This is a genomic window from Pseudomonas guariconensis (assembly GCF_900102675.1).
Lineage (GTDB): Bacteria > Pseudomonadota > Gammaproteobacteria > Pseudomonadales > Pseudomonadaceae > Aquipseudomonas > Aquipseudomonas guariconensis.
Map to the genome: position 1 here is coordinate 363,278 of NZ_FMYX01000001.1, position 18,369 is coordinate 381,646.

Sequence of the window (18,369 nt, forward strand, 5' to 3'; positions counted from 1 at the left end):
CGTTGCTAGAAGAAGGTCCCGACCAGCAGTTGCAGGTAGGTTCCGGTATCCCGCCCACCCAACTGAACGCCGCCGTCACTGGCGCTGCGCTCAGGTTTGTAGAACCCCACCAGAGGGCTGATCAAGACGTGGTCATTGACCATCCATTCCACATACAGGTCCAGTTCACGCCCGCCCAGATTGCCCTGGTCGGTTTCGAGGGTATCGAAGTCGAAATACAGTGCGCCCAGGGTCAGGTTGTCCCTTGGCTTTGCCTTGAGCCCCACGTGATGCACCTGGGTGTTGCTGTTGAATGGCCCGGCATAGTTGGCCGCTACCTCGCCCTGGAACCAGGTGCCATAGCCACGGCTGGCGCCATAGGACAGCGGGTCGAAGTCTTCGGAGAAGCGGCTGTAGCGGTAGGTGGCCGTCGGCGACCAGGGCACGTCGGAGAAGGTCCAGTTACCTTCCAGGTACCAGGCGTCCTCGCGCCCGCCGGTACGGTCCTGGGTGACGTATTCCGCTGCCAGTTCCAGGTCTTTCACTCCTAGGCTGCCGCGCCCGCGCAGGCTGTAGGTATCCATACCGTCGCGGTGCTCCAGGCCCATGATCTGGGCATAGCGCCGGTCGACGTCCAGCCCGCGGATCCAGCTCACGCCAAGGGTACCTGCGTCGGCGACATGCTCCAGATTGGTCACGGCCAGGGAGGTGTCCGCCTGGTAGTGGTTGTCGGATTTGAGCCACATCAGATCGCCTCGCCAGCCCTGGCTGCCACCCAGGCGCAGCACGGCGGTACGGTCGAAGGCCTTGCGTGCGGCCAGGTAATACGCGCCACCTCGGTCGAAGTTGGCGCCCAGATCGACGTTGCCGAGATTGACCGGGTCGCCCTGGATCAGGAAACCATCGCCCAACGTCACCACCTGGCGTCCGCCGGAAACATCGATGCCATCTTCGCCCAATGCCGGGAACAGGGTACCCGAGCGCCAGCCCAGGTAAGCGTCCTCGACGGCGGTGCGGCGCTCATCGCCCAAGGACAATCCGGCAGCATCGCCATCGCCCCAGGTCGCGGAACTGAGCAGGCTGAAGGCGCCATACAGCGTGCCGGTGCCGGCCAGCGCCTGGCTACCGCTAAGCCCATACTTGACGTAGCCCTCGCGCCAGTCACTGCTGCCCGGTCGGCGGTTGCCGGCCAGGTTGAAGCTCTCGTCACTGTGGAACGCGCCGAACAGGGCCTCGAGCTCAGCGTTCAGGACGGTGCCCTCCTGGTTGTAGAGTTCGTGGGCCTGGGTCAGAGGGGCGGCGGCCAGCAGGGCCAACGTGCAGGCGAGTGTGTGCCTCATGGTGTGCTCCATGTTTGTTTTTGTTGTGTGTGTTGCCTGCTCCGGCCTGTTCGCGGGGGTTCACACAAACCCCGTGGGAGCGGGTCTACCCGCGAACGGACCGCAACGGCGTGCGCGTCAGAGCTTGATCAGCACCGACTTGAGCTCGGTGTAGTGCTCGATGGCATTGGCCCCCATCTCGCGACCGACCCCAGAGAGCTTGTAGCCGCCGAAGGGCAGGGATGGGTCCAGGGCGCTGTGGCAGTTGACCCACACCGAGCCGGACTTGATACGCGGAATCATCCGGTGCACCGCGCCCAGGTCGTTGGACCAGATGCTCGCGCCCAGCCCGTAGGGGTTGTCGTTGGCCAGGCGTACCACTTCGTCGATGTCGTCGAAGGGCATGGCCACCAGCACGGGCCCGAAGATCTCCTCCTGCACCAGGCGATGGCGTTGGTCGACATCGACGATCACCGTCGGCTTGACGAAGTAGCCTGGCCCGAAGCCCTCGCCGCCGCAGGCAATGGTGGCGCCCAGCTCACGGCCGAGCTCGATGTAGCCGGTAACCCGATCCTGTTGCTTGGCCGAAATCAGCGGGCCCATCTGCACCGACGGGTCCAGGCCATTGCCTAGCTTCATGCCATTGGCAATGCCGGCGATGTCGGCGACCACATTGTCGAAATGCTTGCGGTGCACATACAGACGCGAGCCGGCGCAGCACACCTGGCCCTGGTTGAAGAAGATCGCCGTGGCGGCGCCGGCGGCGGCCACCTGCAGGTTGGCGTCGGGCATGACGATGGTCGGCGATTTGCCGCCCAGCTCCAGGGTGACCCGGGTCATGTTGTCCATGGCCGCCTTGCCGATCTGTTTGCCGACTTCGGTGGAGCCGGTAAAGGTCAGTTTGTCCACCCCAGGATGGCTGCTGAGGGCGGCGCCAGCGTTAAGACCGGTGCCGGTGACTACGTTGAAGACCCCGGCCGGATAGCCGGCTTCATCCACCAGCTCGGCAAGCTTGAGCGCGGTCAGCGGGGTTTCGTCGGCGGGCTTGAGCACCAGGGTGCAACCGGTCGCCAGGGCCGGCCCGAGTTTCCAGCAGGCCAGCAGCAGCGGGAAGTTCCAGGCCACGATGGCGCCGACCACGCCCACCGCCTCGCGGCGGATGAACCCATGGAACTGCTCGTTCGGCATCAAAGGCAGGGACGGCTCGACCGTGCTGCCTTCGATCTTGGTCGCCCAACCGGCCATGTAGCGCAGAAAATCGATGGCCAGCTGCACGTCCATCACCTGGGCCACGGCAGCGCTCTTGCCGTTGTTCAGGCACTCGAGCTCGGCCAGTACCTGGGCGTCGCGCTCCATCAAATCGGCCAGGCGCCACAGCAGGTTCTGCCGCTCCCGTGGGCGCAGGCGGCTCCAGGGCGAGTCGTCGAAAGCCTGGCGCGCGGCTTTGACTGCGCGGTCCACATCCTGCGGGTCGGCCGAGGGCACTTCCCCCAGTACCTCGCCAGTGGCCGGGTTGCGAAAACTCATGGTCCGTCCGCTGGCGGCGTCCTGCCAATCGGCGCCGATGCGCATTTTCAGCTTGCGCTCGAGAAACGCACGGGTGGCAGGGAGGAGGGGCAGTTCGCAATGCATGGTTCGTTGCCTCTTGTCATGGGAGTGTGAAGGCACCTGCGCAATGGCCGTGCCAAGGCCGGGCGGGTGCGGCAATGGCCTTGAACGACAGGGGTTTGGTGCTGGGTGGAGGTCGACTGCCAAGGGCTATGCTGTTGCACATTGAGACGGGATGAGACGGTGCTGAAACAGTGGGGCCGGGCCGGGTGCTTCGCGGGTTTGGCGCCGCGAAGCGCCCGATGCCGGAGCTGTGTCTCACACTGAAACAGTCTGTCGCGAAATGGGACGTTCCGGTTTGCCGGTGGCTAGATGAAATCCTCGGAGAAAAGCCCCCAATCTATTGAAAACAAAGGTTTTTGCGCAGGCTGGCACACTTTCTGTATCAGCCCTCGTCACATGCACCAGCGGTATCAGAGCGTGCGATAACGATAAGAACAACACCGTGGAGGTCTGACCTTGAAGACGACTCGACTCCGGCGGCATGCGGGCAAACTGGCGCTGGTCGCCGCCGCACTGCTGAGCACCCAGGCCATGGCGGCCGAGCAGGGCCCGAGCCTGTTGCAATCGAAGTGCATGGGGTGCCACATCCCCGAAGGTAACGACAGTTACAGCCGCATCAGTCACCAGCGCAAGACCCCCGAAGGCTGGCTGATGAGCATTGCGCGCATGCAGGTGATGCATGGGCTGCAGATCAGCGACGATGACCGTCGCACCCTGGTCAAGTACCTGGCGGACAAGCAAGGCCTGGCACCCAGCGAGACCGAAGGCGTGCGTTACGCTATGGAGCGCCGGCTCAATACCGTCGAGCATTTCGACGACCAGACCAGCCAGATGTGCGGCCGTTGCCACTCCGGTGCCCGCGTCGCCTTGCAGCGTCGCCCGGCCCAGGAATGGGAACACCTGGTCAACTTCCACCTCGGCCAGTGGCCGTCCCTCGAATACCAGGCCCAGGCCCGCGACCGCGACTGGCTGGACATCGCGCTCAAGCAGATGGTCCCGGACCTGGCCAAGCGTTACCCCCTCGACAACCCGGCCTGGACCCAATGGCTCAAGAACCGGCCCAAGGCCGATGCCTTGCCGGGCCAGTGGGCCTTCAGCGGGCACATGCTGGCCAAGGGCGATGTGCGCGGTGTGATGAGCGTGACTGCCGACAAGGACGACACCTTCAAGGTCGAGGTCAAGGGCACCTACGCCGACGGCACGCCGTTCAACGGCAGCGGCTCGGCGATTCTCTACAACGGCTATGAGTGGCGCGGCACTGTGAAGGTCGGCGACAGCAACCTGCGTCAGGTGTTCGCCGCACTCGATGGCGAGATGAAAGGCCGCATGTTCGAGGCCGAGCACGACGAGCGTGGCCTGGACTTCAGCGCGGTGAAGGAGGGCAAGGCACGCCTGCTGGCGGTGCAGCCGGCGTTCATCAAGGCTGGCAGCGAAAGCGAGATCACCCTGGTCGGCAGCGGCCTGTCCGGCAAGCCGGCATTGGGCGCCGGGGTCGAGGTGACCGAGGTGCTGGAGTCCACGCCGACGCAGGTGCGGGTCAAGGCACGCGCTGCGGCCGATGCCGCGCCGGGTCAGCGCGAGGTGGCCATTGGCGCGCTCAAGGGCGTGAATCTGGCGGTGTACGACAAGGTCGAGGAGGTCAAGGTGGTCCCGGCCTTCTCCATCGCCCGTATCGGTGAGAATGGCGGCTCCACGCCCAAGGTCCAGGGCCGCTTCGAGGCCGAAGCCTGGGGCAAGGACGCCAGTGGCCAGCCACTGCGTATCGGCTACCTGCCGGCCAAGTGGAAGGTCGAGCCGTACAACGAGCGCGCCGTGGAAGACGAGGACGTGAAGTTCGCAGGCCAGATGCAACCTGACGGCATCTTCATGCCGGCCGGTGCCGGCCCCAACCCCGAGCGCAAGATGATGACCAACAATGCCGGCAACCTGAAGGTCATCGCCGAACTCGAAGACGGCGGCCAGAAGGGCGAAGGCCACATGATCGTCACCGTGCAGCGCTGGAACAACCCACCCTTGCCATGACGGCCGGTTGTCGCGCGTGCCATCCAAGAACGGGCTGAAGAATCATCGAGAGGTCGCCATGGGCGCACTATTGAACCTGGTCGAACGCAACCTGCACGAGGTGCGGGTGGATGCCGACCGCATGCTCTTTCATATCCCCAGCAGTTCGCTGTTCGCCGCCGACGCGGTGACCGGCGACATCATCGACACCCTGCGCCAACAGGGCTGCTCGGCCGAGGAGCTGGTACAACGCCTGGGCCAGCGCTTCGCCGGCCAGGACGTCGAAGACACGCTGCGCGAGCTGATCGCCTTGGAGCTGGTCAGCGACGGCTCGCCACTGACGCCGGAGATCGCCCTGCGCAAGGTCGAGCGCACGGCGCTCAACACTGTGGTGCTCAACGTCAATACCGGCTGCAACCTCAGCTGCACCTACTGCTACAAGGAAGACCTGGACAAACCCTCGGCCGGCAAGAAGATGAGCGCCGCCACCGCCGAGGCCTCGGTGGAGATGCTGCTCAAGGAATCGCCCGACGAGCAGCGCTACAGCGTGGTGTTCTTCGGCGGCGAGCCGCTGTCCAACCGGCCGCTGATCGAGCACATGGTCGCCTACTGCGAGCGGCGTTTCGCCGAGGCGGGCAAGCAGGTCGAGTTCATCATGACCACCAACGCCACGCTGCTGACCGAAGAGATCGTCGACTGGCTCAACGCCCATCGTTTTGGCCTCTCGGTGAGCATCGACGGACCCAAGACCGTGCACGACCGCAACCGCATCACCGTGGGCGGGCAGGGCACCTATGACGTGGTGCGGCGCAAGGTCGACATGCTGCTGTCGCGCTACCACAGCCGGCCGGTGGGTGCGCGGGTGACCCTGACCCGTGGCATCACCGATGTGGAGACCATCTGGAACCACCTGTTCAACGAGCTGGGGTTCGCCGAAGTCGGTTTCGCCCCGGTCACCTCAGGCGACATGGCCAGCTTCAACCTGACCGGCGAGGAGCTGGTGCAAGTCTTCGCCAACATGAAAGCCCTTGGGCAGCGCTACCTGGAGGCGGCACTGGAGCATCGCAACATCGGTTTTTCCAACCTGCATCAGCTGATCACCGATATCCACGAGGGCCACAAGAAGGCCCTGCCGTGCGGTGCCGGGCTGAAAATGCTGGCCGTGGACCACGAAGGCGAGCTCAACCTCTGCCATCGCTTCACCGGCTCCAGCCTGCCCACCTTCGGCAATGTGCGCCAAGGCGTGAAGCAGGCGCAGCTCAATGATTTTCTGTCCCAGCGCCTGGACCGCAGCGGCACCGGTTGCGACAGCTGCCGTATCCGCAACCTGTGCTCCGGTGGCTGCTACCACGAAAGCTACGCGCGCTATGGCGACCCCACCCACCCGACCTATCACTACTGCGAACTGATGCGCGACTGGGTGGACTTCGGCATCGAGGTCTACAGCCGCATCATGGCCGCCAATCCGGCCTTCATCGATCGCTACATCACTCCGCGGAAGGCGCACTGACATGAAGCACTTGAAGCCCCTGAACAACAAGGCCCGCATCCTTGAGCAGGCCGCCGCCGAAGACCGTGTGGAAGAGGTCGTGGCCATGAGCGCGGTGGCAGGCTGCACCGCCACCACCGACCCGGGCTGGGAAGTGGACGCCTTTGGCGGCGTCAGCTCCCTCTGCCAGCCGATGGAGGCGGACCTGTATGGCTGCTCCGACCCGTGCTGGTGGCCTGCCCAGGTGCCGGACATGATGAGCACCTACCAGGACTGGAACGCCCAGGCCACCAACTCGATGGAAGACTGGCGCAACCTGGGCACCGTATTCCCGAAAGACAAGTGACCGGCCAGACAAGAACAACAAGGGGAAACCGCATGAAACCTGGATTCTGCGCACAGCTCGCGCTCACCGCCGCCGTCTGTGCCGGCGCCTGGACGGCCCAGGCGGCCGACACCGGGCCCGCCCTCAAGGCCGGCCACGAATACCTGATCGCCACCAACTACCCGAACAACCTGCACGTGGTGGACGTGGCCAGCGACACGCTCTACAAGACCTGCCGCATGCCCGACGCCTTCGGACCCGGCACGGCGATGATGGCGCCGGACAAGCGCACCGCCTACGTGCTGAACAACCATTTCGGCGACATCTACGGCATCGACCTGGACACCTGTGGCACCACCTTCCATGCCAACCTGTCCAATGTGCCGGGGGAAGTGGGGCGTTCGATGTTCTCCTTCGCCATCAGCCCCGACGGCAAGGAAGTGTATGCCACGGTCAACCCGACCCAGCGCTTGAACGATCACTACGTGGTCAAGCCGCCGCGCCTCGAGGTGTTCCGCACTGCCGATGGGCTCAATGCCAAGCCGGTTCGCCACTTCCCCATGCCGCGCCAGGTCTACCTGATGCGCGCCGGGGACGATGGCAGCCTGTACGTGGCCGGGGCGGACATCTACAAGATGGACGTGAACACCGGCAAGTACGAAGTGGCCTTGCCCCTGCGCAACTGGAACCGCCCAGGCTATAGCGCGCCGGACGTGCTGTACTTCTGGCCGCACCAGACTGGCCGTCACGAATTCTCGATGCTCTACACCGTGGCCAAGTTCAAGGACGCCAAGCAGGACCCGAACGAGGCCGCGCTGCTGTATGGCTACCTGAGCGTGGACCTGAAAACCGGCAAGACCCACACCCAGGAGTTCGCCGACCTCACCGAGCTGTACTTCACCGGCCTGCGCTCGCCCAAGGACCCCAACCAGATGTACGGCGTGCTCAATCGCCTGGCCCGCTATGACATCAAGGAGCGCAAGCTGATCCAGGCTGCGAATTTGGACCACACTTACTATTGCGTAGCGTTCGACCGTGCTGGCAGCAAGCTGTACCTGGCCGGGACCTTCAACGACATCGCGGTGTTCGACCCGCAGACGATGAAGAAGGTGAAGAACATCAAGCTGCCCGGCGGAGACATGGCGATCACCACCACCCAGGTGTTCGTCCGCTAGGTCGGTGTGGGCTTCTTCGCGGGTTTACCCGCGAGGAGGCCGATCGGTAAACGCCAGAACAACAAGAGAACCCCCATGCCTGAGCCAAGCTACTCCCAGGGCAGCCCGGACAAGGCCTTGCTCACTCACTGTATCGGCGATGCCTTCGACGCCACCGTCGCGCGCTTCCCTGATCGCGACGCCCTGATCGTCCGTCACCAAGGGCTGCGCTACACCTGGCGCGAGCTGGCCGAGGCCGTCGACCGCCATGCTCGTGCATTGATGGCCCTGGGTGTACAGGCCGGCGATCGTCTGGGCATCTGGGCACCGAACTGCGCCCAGTGGTGCATCACCCAGTTCGCCAGCGCCAAAGTCGGGGCCATCCTGGTCAACATCAATCCGGCGTATCGCAGCAGCGAACTGGACTATGCGCTGGGGCAGGCTGGTTGCCGCTGGGTGATCTGCGCAGGTGCCTTCAAGACCTCCGACTACCACGCCATGCTGCTGAGCCTGGTGCCGGGGCTGCAGGGCAGCCGCCCAGGTGAGCTGCACTGCGAACGGTTGCCTGAGTTGCGCGGGGTCATCAGCCTGGCCAAGGAACCCCCGGCGGGCTTTCTCGCCTGGGATGATTTGCAGGCACGTGCCGATGAGGTCAGCGCACAGGCGTTGGCCGAGCGCCAGGCGCAGTTGCAGCCAAACGATCCGATCAACATCCAGTACACCTCGGGCACCACCGGTTTTCCCAAAGGGGCGACCCTGAGCCACCAGAACATTCTCAACAACGGCTACATGGTCGGCGAAAGCCTGGGCCTGACCGAGCACGACCGCCTGGTGGTGCCGGTGCCGCTGTATCACTGTTTCGGCATGGTCATGGCCAACCTGGGCTGCCTCACCCACGGTAGCACCCTGATCTACCCCAACGACGCCTTCGACCCGCTGGCCACCCTGCGCGCGATGGCCGAGGAACATGCCACCGCGCTCTATGGGGTGCCGACGATGTTCATCGCCGAGCTCGATCATCCTCAGCGCGGTGAATTCGACCTCTCCAGCCTGCGCACCGGCATCATGGCGGGCGCCACCTGCCCGATCGAGGTGATGCGCCGGGTGATCGACGAGATGCACATGGCCGAGGTACAGATCGCCTACGGCATGACCGAGACCAGCCCGGTGTCGCTGCAGACCGGCCCGGACGATGAGCTGGAACTGCGCGTGACCACGGTGGGCCGTACCCAGCCTCGGCTGGAAAACAAGATCATCGACGCCGAAGGTGCCACCGTGCCCCGAGGGCAGATCGGCGAGCTGTGCACCCGCGGCTACAGCGTGATGCTCGGTTACTGGAACAACCCCAAGGCCACCGCCGAGAGCATCGACGCCGAGGGCTGGATGCACACCGGTGACCTGGCGGTAATGGACGAGCATGGGTATGTGCGCATCGTCGGGCGCAGCAAGGACATGATCATTCGTGGCGGCGAAAACATTTATCCGCGTGAGTTGGAGGAGTTCTTCTTCACCCATCCGGCGGTGGCCGATGTGCAGGTGATCGGTATTCCGTGCAGCAAGTATGGTGAGGAGATCGTGGCCTGGATTCGCTTGCATCCTGGGCATGTCGCCAGCGAAGAGGAACTGCGCGAGTGGGCCAAGGCCCGCATCGCGCACTTCAAGGTGCCGCGTTACTTCCGCTTCGTGGAGGAGTTTCCGATGACGGTGACGGGGAAGGTGCAGAAGTTTCGGATGCGGGAGATCAGTATCGAGGCGTTGAAAGGGTAGGTTTGGGTTTTTTTGGTTGTGTCCATTTTTTTGTGGTGGCACGGCTGACGCTTTCCGCCTTTACTGCGGGTTACTTTGGTCTTGGCCAAAGTAACCAAAGCCGTTGGCTCCCCCATACGGCCCCTGCGCTGCGCCCCGGGGTTCCCTGCGCTCCGGTGCCTTGCGGGGCTTCGCGACCTCCGGCTTGCTGCGCAAGCCTCCATCTCGCGACTTCGGCTGCGCCGAAGGGCGCTGCGCGCCAACCCCTCCAGACACCTCCACTTGGCCTTCTGAGGTCGCGATTGGTGGTGTCTGGACTGGCGTGTAGTAAGTATCCGTGCGGTCGGTGGTGGTGTCTGGGCTGGCGTGTAGTAAGTATCCGTACGGTCGGGGATGGCGCCTGGGGGTACTGGCCAAGCCTGCTATGGGCCGCGCAGCGGCCTTGGTCACTGTTCGAGCCACTGGGGGCTGTTGAAGTTGCTCAGCCGACTATCTGTCTCGGTACATTCCAGCCCTTGCACGGACGTGCGCAACAGGGCCTTCTGCAAGCTCCGTTCGCCAGTGCTCCAGGCCTGTTCCAGCAGCGGCAATACCTTGCGTGGCAACACACTGAACATCGGCTGCCAGAACCCACCTTGGCGCACCATGGCCGGGCTGTCGTGCTCGACTGCCAGGCGCAGCAGGTCGGTGACCAACGCTTGATCCAGGCGTGGGGCATCGCACGCCAGCACCACCACCCAGTCATGCCGTGCTGCCGCGAGCCCGGCGATCACGCCGGCCAGCGGGCCGGGGAAGTCCGCCTCGGCGTCGGACACCAACTGATCGGCATAGGCCCGGTATGCCTCGTGGTTGCGGTTGCACGAGATCACCACATCGTCACTCAGCGGCCGTACCACCCGCTGCACATGGGCCACCAGCGGCTCGCCGTGCCAGGGCACCAGGCCTTTGTCGCGGCCGCCCATGCGCTGGCCGCGGCCGCCGGCAAGAATGAGAACGGAACAAGGGGGCAGGGGAGCAGACATGAAAAAGGGTTCCAGGCAGTCATTGCCCGGAACCCTCCCATGTCACGCAGGTGTTGTCCAGTCAGGCTTCGTGGGGCTGCGCCTGGCTGTCCTTGGCCTGGCGTCGCCCGGCCAGGCGCATCACCACCACGAAGAACACCGGCACGAACACCACCGCCAGGGTGGCGCTGAGCATGCCGCCGATCACGCCGGTGCCGATGGCTTGTTGGCTCGCCGAACTTGCGCCTGTGGCGATGGCCAGGGGCACCACGCCGAGGATGAACGCCAGCGAGGTCATCACGATTGGCCGCAAGCGCAGACGCGCGGCCTGCACCGCGGCGCTGACCGGGTCTTGGCCCTGGTCCACCAGGCTTTTGGCGAACTCGATGATCAGGATGGCGTTCTTCGCCGACAGGCCGATCAGGGTGATCAGGCCGACCTTGAAGAACACATCGTTGGGCATGCCGCGCAAGGTCACCGCCAGCACGGCGCCGAGCACGCCCAGCGGGACCACCAGCAACACTGCGGTGGGGATCGACCAGCTCTCGTACAGCGCCGCCAGGCACAGGAACACCACCAGCAGCGACAACGCCATCAGCAGCGGCGCCTGGCTGCCGGACAACCGCTCCTGCAGCGATAGGCCCGTCCACTCAAGGCCTGCGCCGGCCGGCAACTGGTCGACCAGGCGCTGGATTTCGGTCATGGCCTCGCCGGAGCTGTAGCCAGCGGCGGGCTCACCGGAGATGGACACCGCCGGGTAGCCGTTGTAGCGGGTCAACTGCACCGGGCCACTGACCCACTTGGCCTGCACGAACGCCCCCAGAGGCACCATCTTGCCGCTGCTGTTGCGCACGTGAATCTTGAGCAGATCTTCCACCTGACTGCGTTGATCGCCTTCGGCCTGCACCACCACCCGCTGCATGCGGCCCTGGTTGGGGAAGTCGTTGACGTAGTTCGAGCCCACGGCCGTGTCGAGCACCGCGCCGATGTCGGCGAACGACACGCCCAACGCGTTGGCCTGGCGTCGGTCGATCTCCAGCTGGACCTGCGGGCTCTCGGCCAGCGAGGCTTCGCGCACGTTGGTCAGCACTTTGCTCTTGCGGGCCTCGTCCAGCAATTGGTCTCGGGCTGCCATCAACGCCTCGTGGCCCATGCCGCCGCGGTCCTGCAAGCGGAACTCGAAGCCGGTGGACTCACCCAGCCCGTCGATGGGTGGTGGCAGCACGGAATACGCCACCGCGTCCTTGAGTTGGGCAAAGGCCTCGGTTGCGCGGTCGGCGATCGATTGGGCGCTGTCCTTGGCACCGCGCTCGGACCAGTCCTTGAGCGTGGTGAATGCCAGTGCGGCGTTCTGCCCGCTGCCCGAGAAGCTGAAGCCCAGGATCAGCGTGGTGTTGCCCACGCCAGGCTCGCCGGCGTTGTGCGCCTCGATCTGCGCGGCCACCTGCTCGGTGCGCATGCGACTGGCACCTGGCGGCAACTGGATGTCGGTGATGGTGTAGCCCTGGTCCTCGGTGGGCAGGAAGGCGCTCGGCAGTTGGCTGAAGCCATAGCCGAGCACCGCCAGCAGTACGCCGTAGACCAACAGGTAGCGGCCGCTGCGCTTGAGGGCATGCACCACCCAGTGTTGATAGCCTTCGCTCATGCGTTCGAAGCGACGGTTGAACCAGCCGAAGAAGCCCTTGCGCTCGTGGTGCTCGCCTTTGGCCAAGGGCTTGAGCAGGGTCGCGCACAGGGCCGGGGTCAGGCTCAGGGCCAGGAACGCCGAGAACAGGATCGATACCGCCATCGACACCGAGAACTGCTGGTAGATCACCCCCACCGAGCCCTTCATGAAGGCCATCGGCAGGAACACCGCCACCAGCACCAGGGTGATGCCGACGATGGCGCCGCTGATCTGGCCCATGGCCTTGCGCGTGGCCTGCTTGGGCGAGAGGCCTTCCTCGGCCATGATCCGTTCGACGTTCTCCACCACCACGATGGCATCGTCCACCAGAATGCCGATGGCCAGGACCATGCCGAACAACGTCAGCACGTTCACCGAAAAGCCCAGTGCGAGCATCGTGGCGAAGGTTCCCATCAGCGCCACGGGCACCACCAAGGTCGGAATCAGCGTGTAGCGGATGTTCTGCAGGAACAGGAACATCACCAGGAACACCAGCAGCATGGCCTCGAACAGGGTGCTGATCACTTGCTGGATCGACACCTTGACGAAGGGTGAGGTGTCGTAGGGGATGTCATAGCGCACGCCCTCGGGGAAGTAACGTGCCAGCTCTTCCATCTTGGCCCGCACCAGGGTCGCAGTCTCCATGGCGTTGGCGCCCGGTGAGAGCTGGACGCTGAAGGCGGTGGACGGTTTGCCGTTGAGGCGTGTGCCGTACTGGTATTCCTGGGCGCCGATCTCCACCCGGGCGACATCGCCGATGGTCACCGTGGAGCCGTCGGGGTTGGCGCGCAGGACGATGGCGGCAAATTCCTCGGGTGTGCCCAACTGGCCCTTGACCACCACGTTGGCGGTGATTTCCTGAGTGCCGCGCCCCGGCAGATCGCCGATGCTGCCGGGGGCGACCTGGGCGTTCTGCGCGGCAATGGCGTCGGCCACGTCATTGGGCGTGAGGTTGAAACCGATCAGCTTCTGCGGGTCGATCCAGATCCGCATGGCTCGCTCCGAGCCATACAGCTGGGCCTTGCCCACGCCCTTGAGGCGGCGGATCTCGTTCATCACGTTGCGCGCGAGGATATCGGAGAGGGCGGTCTCATCGAGGCTGCCGTCCTCGGAAGTGAGGGTGGCCAGCAGCAAAAAGCCCGTGGAGACCTTCTCCACTTGCAGGCCCTGCTGCGTCACCGGGCGTGGCAGGCGTGACTCGACCACCTTAAGGCGGTTCTGCACGTCCACCTGGGCCAGGTCCGGGTGGGTGCCCGGCTCGAAGGTGGCAGTGATGGTGGCGCTACCCAGGCTGCTCTGGGACTCGAAGTACAACAGGTTGTCGGCGCCGTTGAGCTCCTGCTCGATCAGGCTGACCACGCTTTCGTCCATGGTCGCCGCCGAGGCGCCCGGGTAGACCGCGTAGATTTCCACCTGTGGCGGCGCCACGTTGGGGTATTGGGCCACCGGCAACTGGGGCAGGGCCAGGGCGCCGGCAAGCAGGATGAACAGCGCGACCACCCAGGCGAACACCGGGCGGTCGATGAAGAACTGCGGCATGAATCAGGCCCTCACTGGCCAGTGTGCTGAACGATGGGCAGGGCATCTGGGGCAGTGTCGACCTGGACCTGGTCGCCTGCCTTGACGTGTTGCAGGCCTTCGATCACCACGCGCTCGCCTGCGGCCAGCCCCTGGGTGACGATCCAGCGATCGCCCTGGGCGTTGCCCAGTACCACCTGGCGTTCGCTGATGCGCGCCTGCTCATCGACCACCAGCACCTTGGGCACACCGGCGCTGTCGCGCAGGATCGCGCGCTGCGGCACGCTGATGCCCTTCGGTTGCACGGCCTGGTCCAGGCGCACGCGCACATAGCTACCCGGCAGCAGGTCGAGGTCCGGGTTGGGGAACTCGCTGCGTAGGGTGATCTGGTTGGTGCTCGGGTCGACGCTGATGTCTGAGAACAGCAGCTTGCCCGGCAGCGGATAGGCCGTGCCATCGTCCTGGATCAAGGTCGCCCTGGCCTGGCCTTCGCCGACCTGCTGCAACTCGCCGGCGCGCATGGCCCGGCGAAGGGTGTTGAGCTCGCGGGTCGACTGGGTGACGTCGGCGTGGATCGGGTCCAACTGCTGGATGGTCGCCAGCGGTGTGGTTTCGTTCTGGCCCACCAATGCGCCCTCGGTGACCAGGGCCCGGCCGATGCGTCCGGAAATCGGCGCGGTGACCGTGGCGTAGCCCAGGTTCAGGCGGGCACGTTCCAGGGCTGCCTTGGCCTCGGCCACGACAGCGCCGGCCTGGAGGAAGGCGGCGCGGGCATTGTCGTACTCCTGGCGGCTGACCGCCTTGTCGTCCACCAGCTCGCGGTAACGCTGCTCTTGCAGGCGCGCCTGGTACAGGTTGGCCTCGGCTTTGGCAAGGGTGGCGCGGGCGGCGTCGTGGTCGGCCTTGAACGGCGCAGGATCGATCAAGAACAGGACATCGCCCTGTTTGACGTCGCTGCCTTCGCGGTACACGCGCTTGAGCACCACGCCGCTGACCCGTGCGCGGACCTCGGCGGTGCGCGGCGCGAGGATGCGACCGCTGAGCTCAGTGCTGATGGCCAGGGGCTGAACCTGCACGGTTTCGACCCGGACCTGGGGCGGGGGTGTCTGTGCGTCCTGCTCGGCGGCGTCGTCGCAGCCGGCCAACGACAGGGTCAGCAGCGCCAGAAGCGCCAGGGGGCGCAGACGAAAAGGGAAAGAAATTGACATGCGGATCTTCCGAAAATGACCGAGCCTATGCTAAGGCAGCCGCTCCTGCGTTGGCTGTGAAGCTATGTAGGGCGAATGTGAAAAAGTGTAAGAATTCTCATTGACGGCCATGGGATTCTATATCCTGCAGCGCGTCAATCCTCTTCATTCACCCGTTCTTCTCACCGCCTATGCCGAATATTCTCCTGGTCGAAGACGACAGTGCCTTGTCCGAACTGATCGCCAGCTACTTGCAACGAAACGATTTTCACGTCCGGGTGATTGCCCGAGGCGACCACGTGCTGGAAGAGTTCCGCCGGCAAAAGCCCGATCTGGTGGTGCTTGACCTGATGTTGCCGGGTCTGGATGGCCTGCAGGTATGCCGCTTGCTGCGTCAGGAGTCGCAATCCCTGCCGATCCTCATGCTCACTGCCCGCGACGACAGCCACGACCAGGTGTTGGGGCTGGAGATGGGCGCCGACGATTACGTCACCAAGCCGTGTGAGCCACGCGTGCTGCTGGCACGGGTACGCACTTTGCTGCGTCGCAGCACGGTCAACGAACCTCGCCTGGACAGTGACCTGATCCAGGTCGGGGGCTTGCGCATCGACCTGGCCGAGCGTGTCGTCACCTGGCGCGGCGACGAGGTGGAGCTGTCCAGCAGCGAGTACAACCTGTTGGTGGTGCTGGCCCGCAATGCCGGCGAGGTGCTCAGCCGCGACCGCATTCTCCAGCAATTGCGCGGCATCGAGTTCAACGGCACCGACCGCTCGGTGGACGTGGCCATCTCCAAGCTGCGGCGCAAGTTCGATGACCACGCCGGTGAGGCGCGCAAGATCAAGACTGTGTGGGGCAAGGGTTATCTGTTCAGCCGGGTCGAGTGGGAGTACTGACACGCCATGCTGAAGATTCTGGTGCGCCTGTATCTGGTGATCATCGCCGCCTACGCCGGCGCCCTGCTGTTCATCCCCGACACCATCGTCGGCCTGTTCCATGACCGCTTCATGGCCTACAACCTGGAGCAGGCCAAGGGCGTGCAATCGCTGCTGGTGCGCCAGTTCCAGCAAACCCCGCGCGAGCAGTGGCCGCAGGTGGAGCGGCAATTGGCGCAGAGCTTCGCGCCACTGGAAATCAAATTGCTGCGCATGGACCAGGCCGAACTGACGGCGCCGGAGCGCGCGCGCCTGACGCAAGGCCAGAACGTGGTGCGTATCGCCGACTGGGGCTACTACGACACCGCCCTGGCGCCGTTGGACCAGGACTGGCTGGTGAGCCTGTACACCCCACCGGACCCGTTGGACATCAACCTGTTGTCCTGGGGAGTCACGGTGCTGATCGGCGCCGCCATGCTCGGTTGCCTGCTGCTGTGGGTGTGGCCGCACTGGCGTGACCTGGAACGCCTGAAGGAAACCGCCCGGCGTCTGGGCCAGGGGCAGATGGCCGAAAGGACACATATTTCACCGCGCTCGAACATCGGCGAGCTGGCCGGGGTGTTCGACACCATGGCCAGCGACCTGGAGCGGCATGTCAATCAGCAGCGCGAGCTGCTCAATGCGGTGTCCCACGAGTTGCGCACACCGCTGACTCGGCTGGATTTCGGCCTGGTGCTGTTGTTCGATGAGGTGCCACCACCGTGCCGCAAGCGCCTGCTGGAACTGGTCGGGCACGTGCGTGAACTCGATGAGCTGGTGCTGGAGCTGCTGTCCTACAGCCGCCTGCAGAACGCCGACCAGGCCCGCGAGCGGGTCGAGGTGTCATTGCTGGAGCTGGTCGACAGCGTGCTCGGCGGGTTCGCCGAAGAGCTCGACGGGCGGGGCATTCAGTGGGAAGTGCGGGCCGAGACCCGGTTGCCGCGTTTCGTGCTCGACCCCCGTCTGACCGCGCGCGCCGTGCAGAACCTGGTGCGCAATGCCATGCGCTATTGCGACGAGAGCCTGCTGCTGCGCCTGCGCGCGGAAGAAGACGGCGCGTGCCTGGTAACCGTGGAAGACGACGGCATCGGCATTCCTCCCGAGGAACGCGAGCGGATCTTCCAGCCGTTCTACCGGCTGGACCGTAGCCGGGACCGCAGTACCGGTGGCTTCGGGCTGGGGCTTGCCATCAGCCGGCGGGCCATCGAGGGGCAGGGCGGGACACTGACCGTGGCCCAGTCGGCGCTTGGTGGCGCGCAGTTCAGGATTCGTCTGCCGGCAGGTTAGAGAACGGCCAGGTTGGTCTGACACCAAGGTGCGTTCTTGGCGGGTAAATCGGAGTGCGCAACCCAGCCACTAGGCACCTTTTGCCAGTTGCGCCGACCAGCAGACGAACCGGTCCTTGCCACTGTGCTTGGCTTCGTACAGCGCCTGGTCGGCCCGCACCAGCGCCATGCTCAGGGTGTCACCCTGCTCGACGCGGGTCAGGCCGATGCTGATGGTCACCGGGTGCGCGTTCAGGTCTTCGCGCACCCGCTGACACAGCGCTCCCACTTGCCGCTCGGCACCTTGCTGATCCAGCCCTTGGAAATAGATGGCGAACTCTTCGCCGCCCAGGCGTGCATAGGCATAGCTGGCCATGCTCGCCTTGATGTGCGCGGCCACACGCTTGAGCACCTCATCACCGATGTCATGGCCGAAGCGGTCGTTGACCCGCTTGAAATTATCGATGTCGATCATCGCCAGGTACTGCCCGGATGGGGCCTGTTGCAACTGCTGTTCGGCCTTGAGCATGAACGACCGGCGGTTTGGGATTTCAGTCAGGGCATCGATGTAGGCCTGCTCCATCAGGACCTTGGATAGGTAGAAGTTGTGCAGCTTGGCTTGGCGCATCCGCAAATAGGCGTAGATCACCAGCCCGCAAAGAAACACCGCATAGCTCGTCAACATCGCACCTTCGAGTTCGAGAAACTCGATACGCGTGTGCTGGAAAGGATTGAGCACCAGCCAAGTGATGGCCATGGCACAGAAGAACGACCAACGCTGTACCGGCAGCACCGAAACGCTGTAGAGCACCGTCGACACCCCCAACACCAGCCACACGGGGCGCAGGGCAATGGGAATGCCGTCTATCACCAGGCGCATGCCCAGGGTGATGGTCGCGATGAACATCAGGTTGAGTACGTCGAAATGCTGGCTTTTGCGGATAAACCCAAGCACGACCGTGATGGCGCACAGTGCAGCGAGAAACACCATCGATCGCCAGGTGAATTCCTGATCGCCCAGGTAGCTGACGATCAGGTCGAAGATCAGCCAGATGACGATGCTGACGCTGAATATCAGCAGGCAGAACCGGCGCATGGCCTCGAATTCGTGCTGGCGGAATTCGGCGCGCAGCGCAGCGGGGGCCACCTGCTTGCGCAACTGGTCTTCGATGGTCTTGAACATGCTGGACGGGAACT

General features: G+C 64.5%; 13 protein-coding genes. 7 read left to right on the plus strand and 6 right to left on the minus strand.

What is annotated here, in order from left to right:
• Positions 1-5: 5 nt before the first annotated feature.
• Both BLS27_RS01600 and BLS27_RS01605 read right to left on the minus strand, forming a co-directional pair.
• On the minus strand, positions 6-1,319 hold the full coding sequence (locus BLS27_RS01600; RefSeq protein ID WP_090342645.1) for an alginate export family protein: 1,314 nt from the start codon (positions 1,317-1,319) through the stop codon (positions 6-8).
• 117 nt (positions 1,320-1,436) lie between these two features.
• On the minus strand, positions 1,437-2,930 hold the full coding sequence (locus BLS27_RS01605; protein WP_090342647.1) for an aldehyde dehydrogenase family protein: 1,494 nt from the start codon (positions 2,928-2,930) through the stop codon (positions 1,437-1,439).
• A gap of 435 nt (positions 2,931-3,365) precedes the next feature.
• On the opposite strand from BLS27_RS01605, the gene peaA reads away from it, so the two are divergent.
• The 5 genes from peaA (at position 3,366) to BLS27_RS01630 (ending at position 9,645) form a co-directional block, all read left to right on the plus strand.
• Positions 3,366-4,931: a quinohemoprotein amine dehydrogenase subunit alpha gene (peaA, locus tag BLS27_RS01610; RefSeq protein WP_043214467.1), complete on the plus strand. Its 1,566-nt coding sequence runs from the start codon at positions 3,366-3,368 to the stop codon at positions 4,929-4,931.
• A gap of 58 nt (positions 4,932-4,989) precedes the next feature.
• Positions 4,990-6,420, plus strand: coding sequence for a quinohemoprotein amine dehydrogenase maturation protein (gene peaB / locus BLS27_RS01615; protein ID WP_090342649.1), 1,431 nt, complete (start codon positions 4,990-4,992; stop codon positions 6,418-6,420).
• 1 nt (position 6,421) lies between these two features.
• Entirely contained in the window at positions 6,422-6,745 is a 324-nt protein-coding gene (qhpC, locus tag BLS27_RS01620) for a quinohemoprotein amine dehydrogenase subunit gamma (RefSeq protein WP_043214471.1), read from the plus strand.
• Between the two features lie 32 nt (positions 6,746-6,777).
• Entirely contained in the window at positions 6,778-7,899 is a 1,122-nt protein-coding gene (peaD, locus tag BLS27_RS01625; RefSeq protein WP_090342651.1) for a quinohemoprotein amine dehydrogenase subunit beta, read from the plus strand.
• Between the two features lie 75 nt (positions 7,900-7,974).
• Positions 7,975-9,645: a fatty acid CoA ligase family protein gene (locus BLS27_RS01630; protein WP_090342653.1), complete on the plus strand. Its 1,671-nt coding sequence runs from the start codon at positions 7,975-7,977 to the stop codon at positions 9,643-9,645.
• A gap of 425 nt (positions 9,646-10,070) precedes the next feature.
• Here BLS27_RS01630 and mobA read toward each other — a convergent pair whose 3' ends face one another.
• From mobA to BLS27_RS01645, 3 genes are all read right to left on the minus strand, one after another.
• The gene (gene mobA, locus BLS27_RS01635) at positions 10,071-10,646 is read right to left on the minus strand and encodes a molybdenum cofactor guanylyltransferase MobA (RefSeq protein WP_043215940.1); all 576 of its coding nucleotides are present in this window, start codon (positions 10,644-10,646) and stop codon (positions 10,071-10,073) included.
• Positions 10,647-10,707: 61 nt separating this feature from the next.
• Positions 10,708-13,830: an efflux RND transporter permease subunit gene (locus BLS27_RS01640; RefSeq protein WP_090342656.1), complete on the minus strand. Its 3,123-nt coding sequence runs from the start codon at positions 13,828-13,830 to the stop codon at positions 10,708-10,710.
• A gap of 11 nt (positions 13,831-13,841) precedes the next feature.
• The gene (locus BLS27_RS01645; RefSeq protein ID WP_090342658.1) at positions 13,842-15,017 is read right to left on the minus strand and encodes an efflux RND transporter periplasmic adaptor subunit; all 1,176 of its coding nucleotides are present in this window, start codon (positions 15,015-15,017) and stop codon (positions 13,842-13,844) included.
• Between the two features lie 170 nt (positions 15,018-15,187).
• On the opposite strand from BLS27_RS01645, the gene BLS27_RS01650 reads away from it, so the two are divergent.
• Both BLS27_RS01650 and BLS27_RS01655 read left to right on the plus strand, forming a co-directional pair.
• On the plus strand, positions 15,188-15,889 hold the full coding sequence (locus BLS27_RS01650) for a response regulator (RefSeq protein WP_043213365.1): 702 nt from the start codon (positions 15,188-15,190) through the stop codon (positions 15,887-15,889).
• A 6-nt stretch (positions 15,890-15,895) separates the two neighbouring features.
• The gene (locus tag BLS27_RS01655) at positions 15,896-17,194 is read left to right on the plus strand and encodes an ATP-binding protein (RefSeq protein ID WP_043213362.1); all 1,299 of its coding nucleotides are present in this window, start codon (positions 15,896-15,898) and stop codon (positions 17,192-17,194) included.
• A gap of 69 nt (positions 17,195-17,263) precedes the next feature.
• Here BLS27_RS01655 and BLS27_RS01660 read toward each other — a convergent pair whose 3' ends face one another.
• Positions 17,264-18,355 carry a GGDEF domain-containing protein gene (locus tag BLS27_RS01660; protein ID WP_043213361.1) on the minus strand — a complete coding sequence of 364 codons (1,092 nt, stop codon included), beginning with the start codon at positions 18,353-18,355 and terminating at the stop codon, positions 17,264-17,266.
• Between the last annotated feature and the right edge of the window lie 14 nt (positions 18,356-18,369).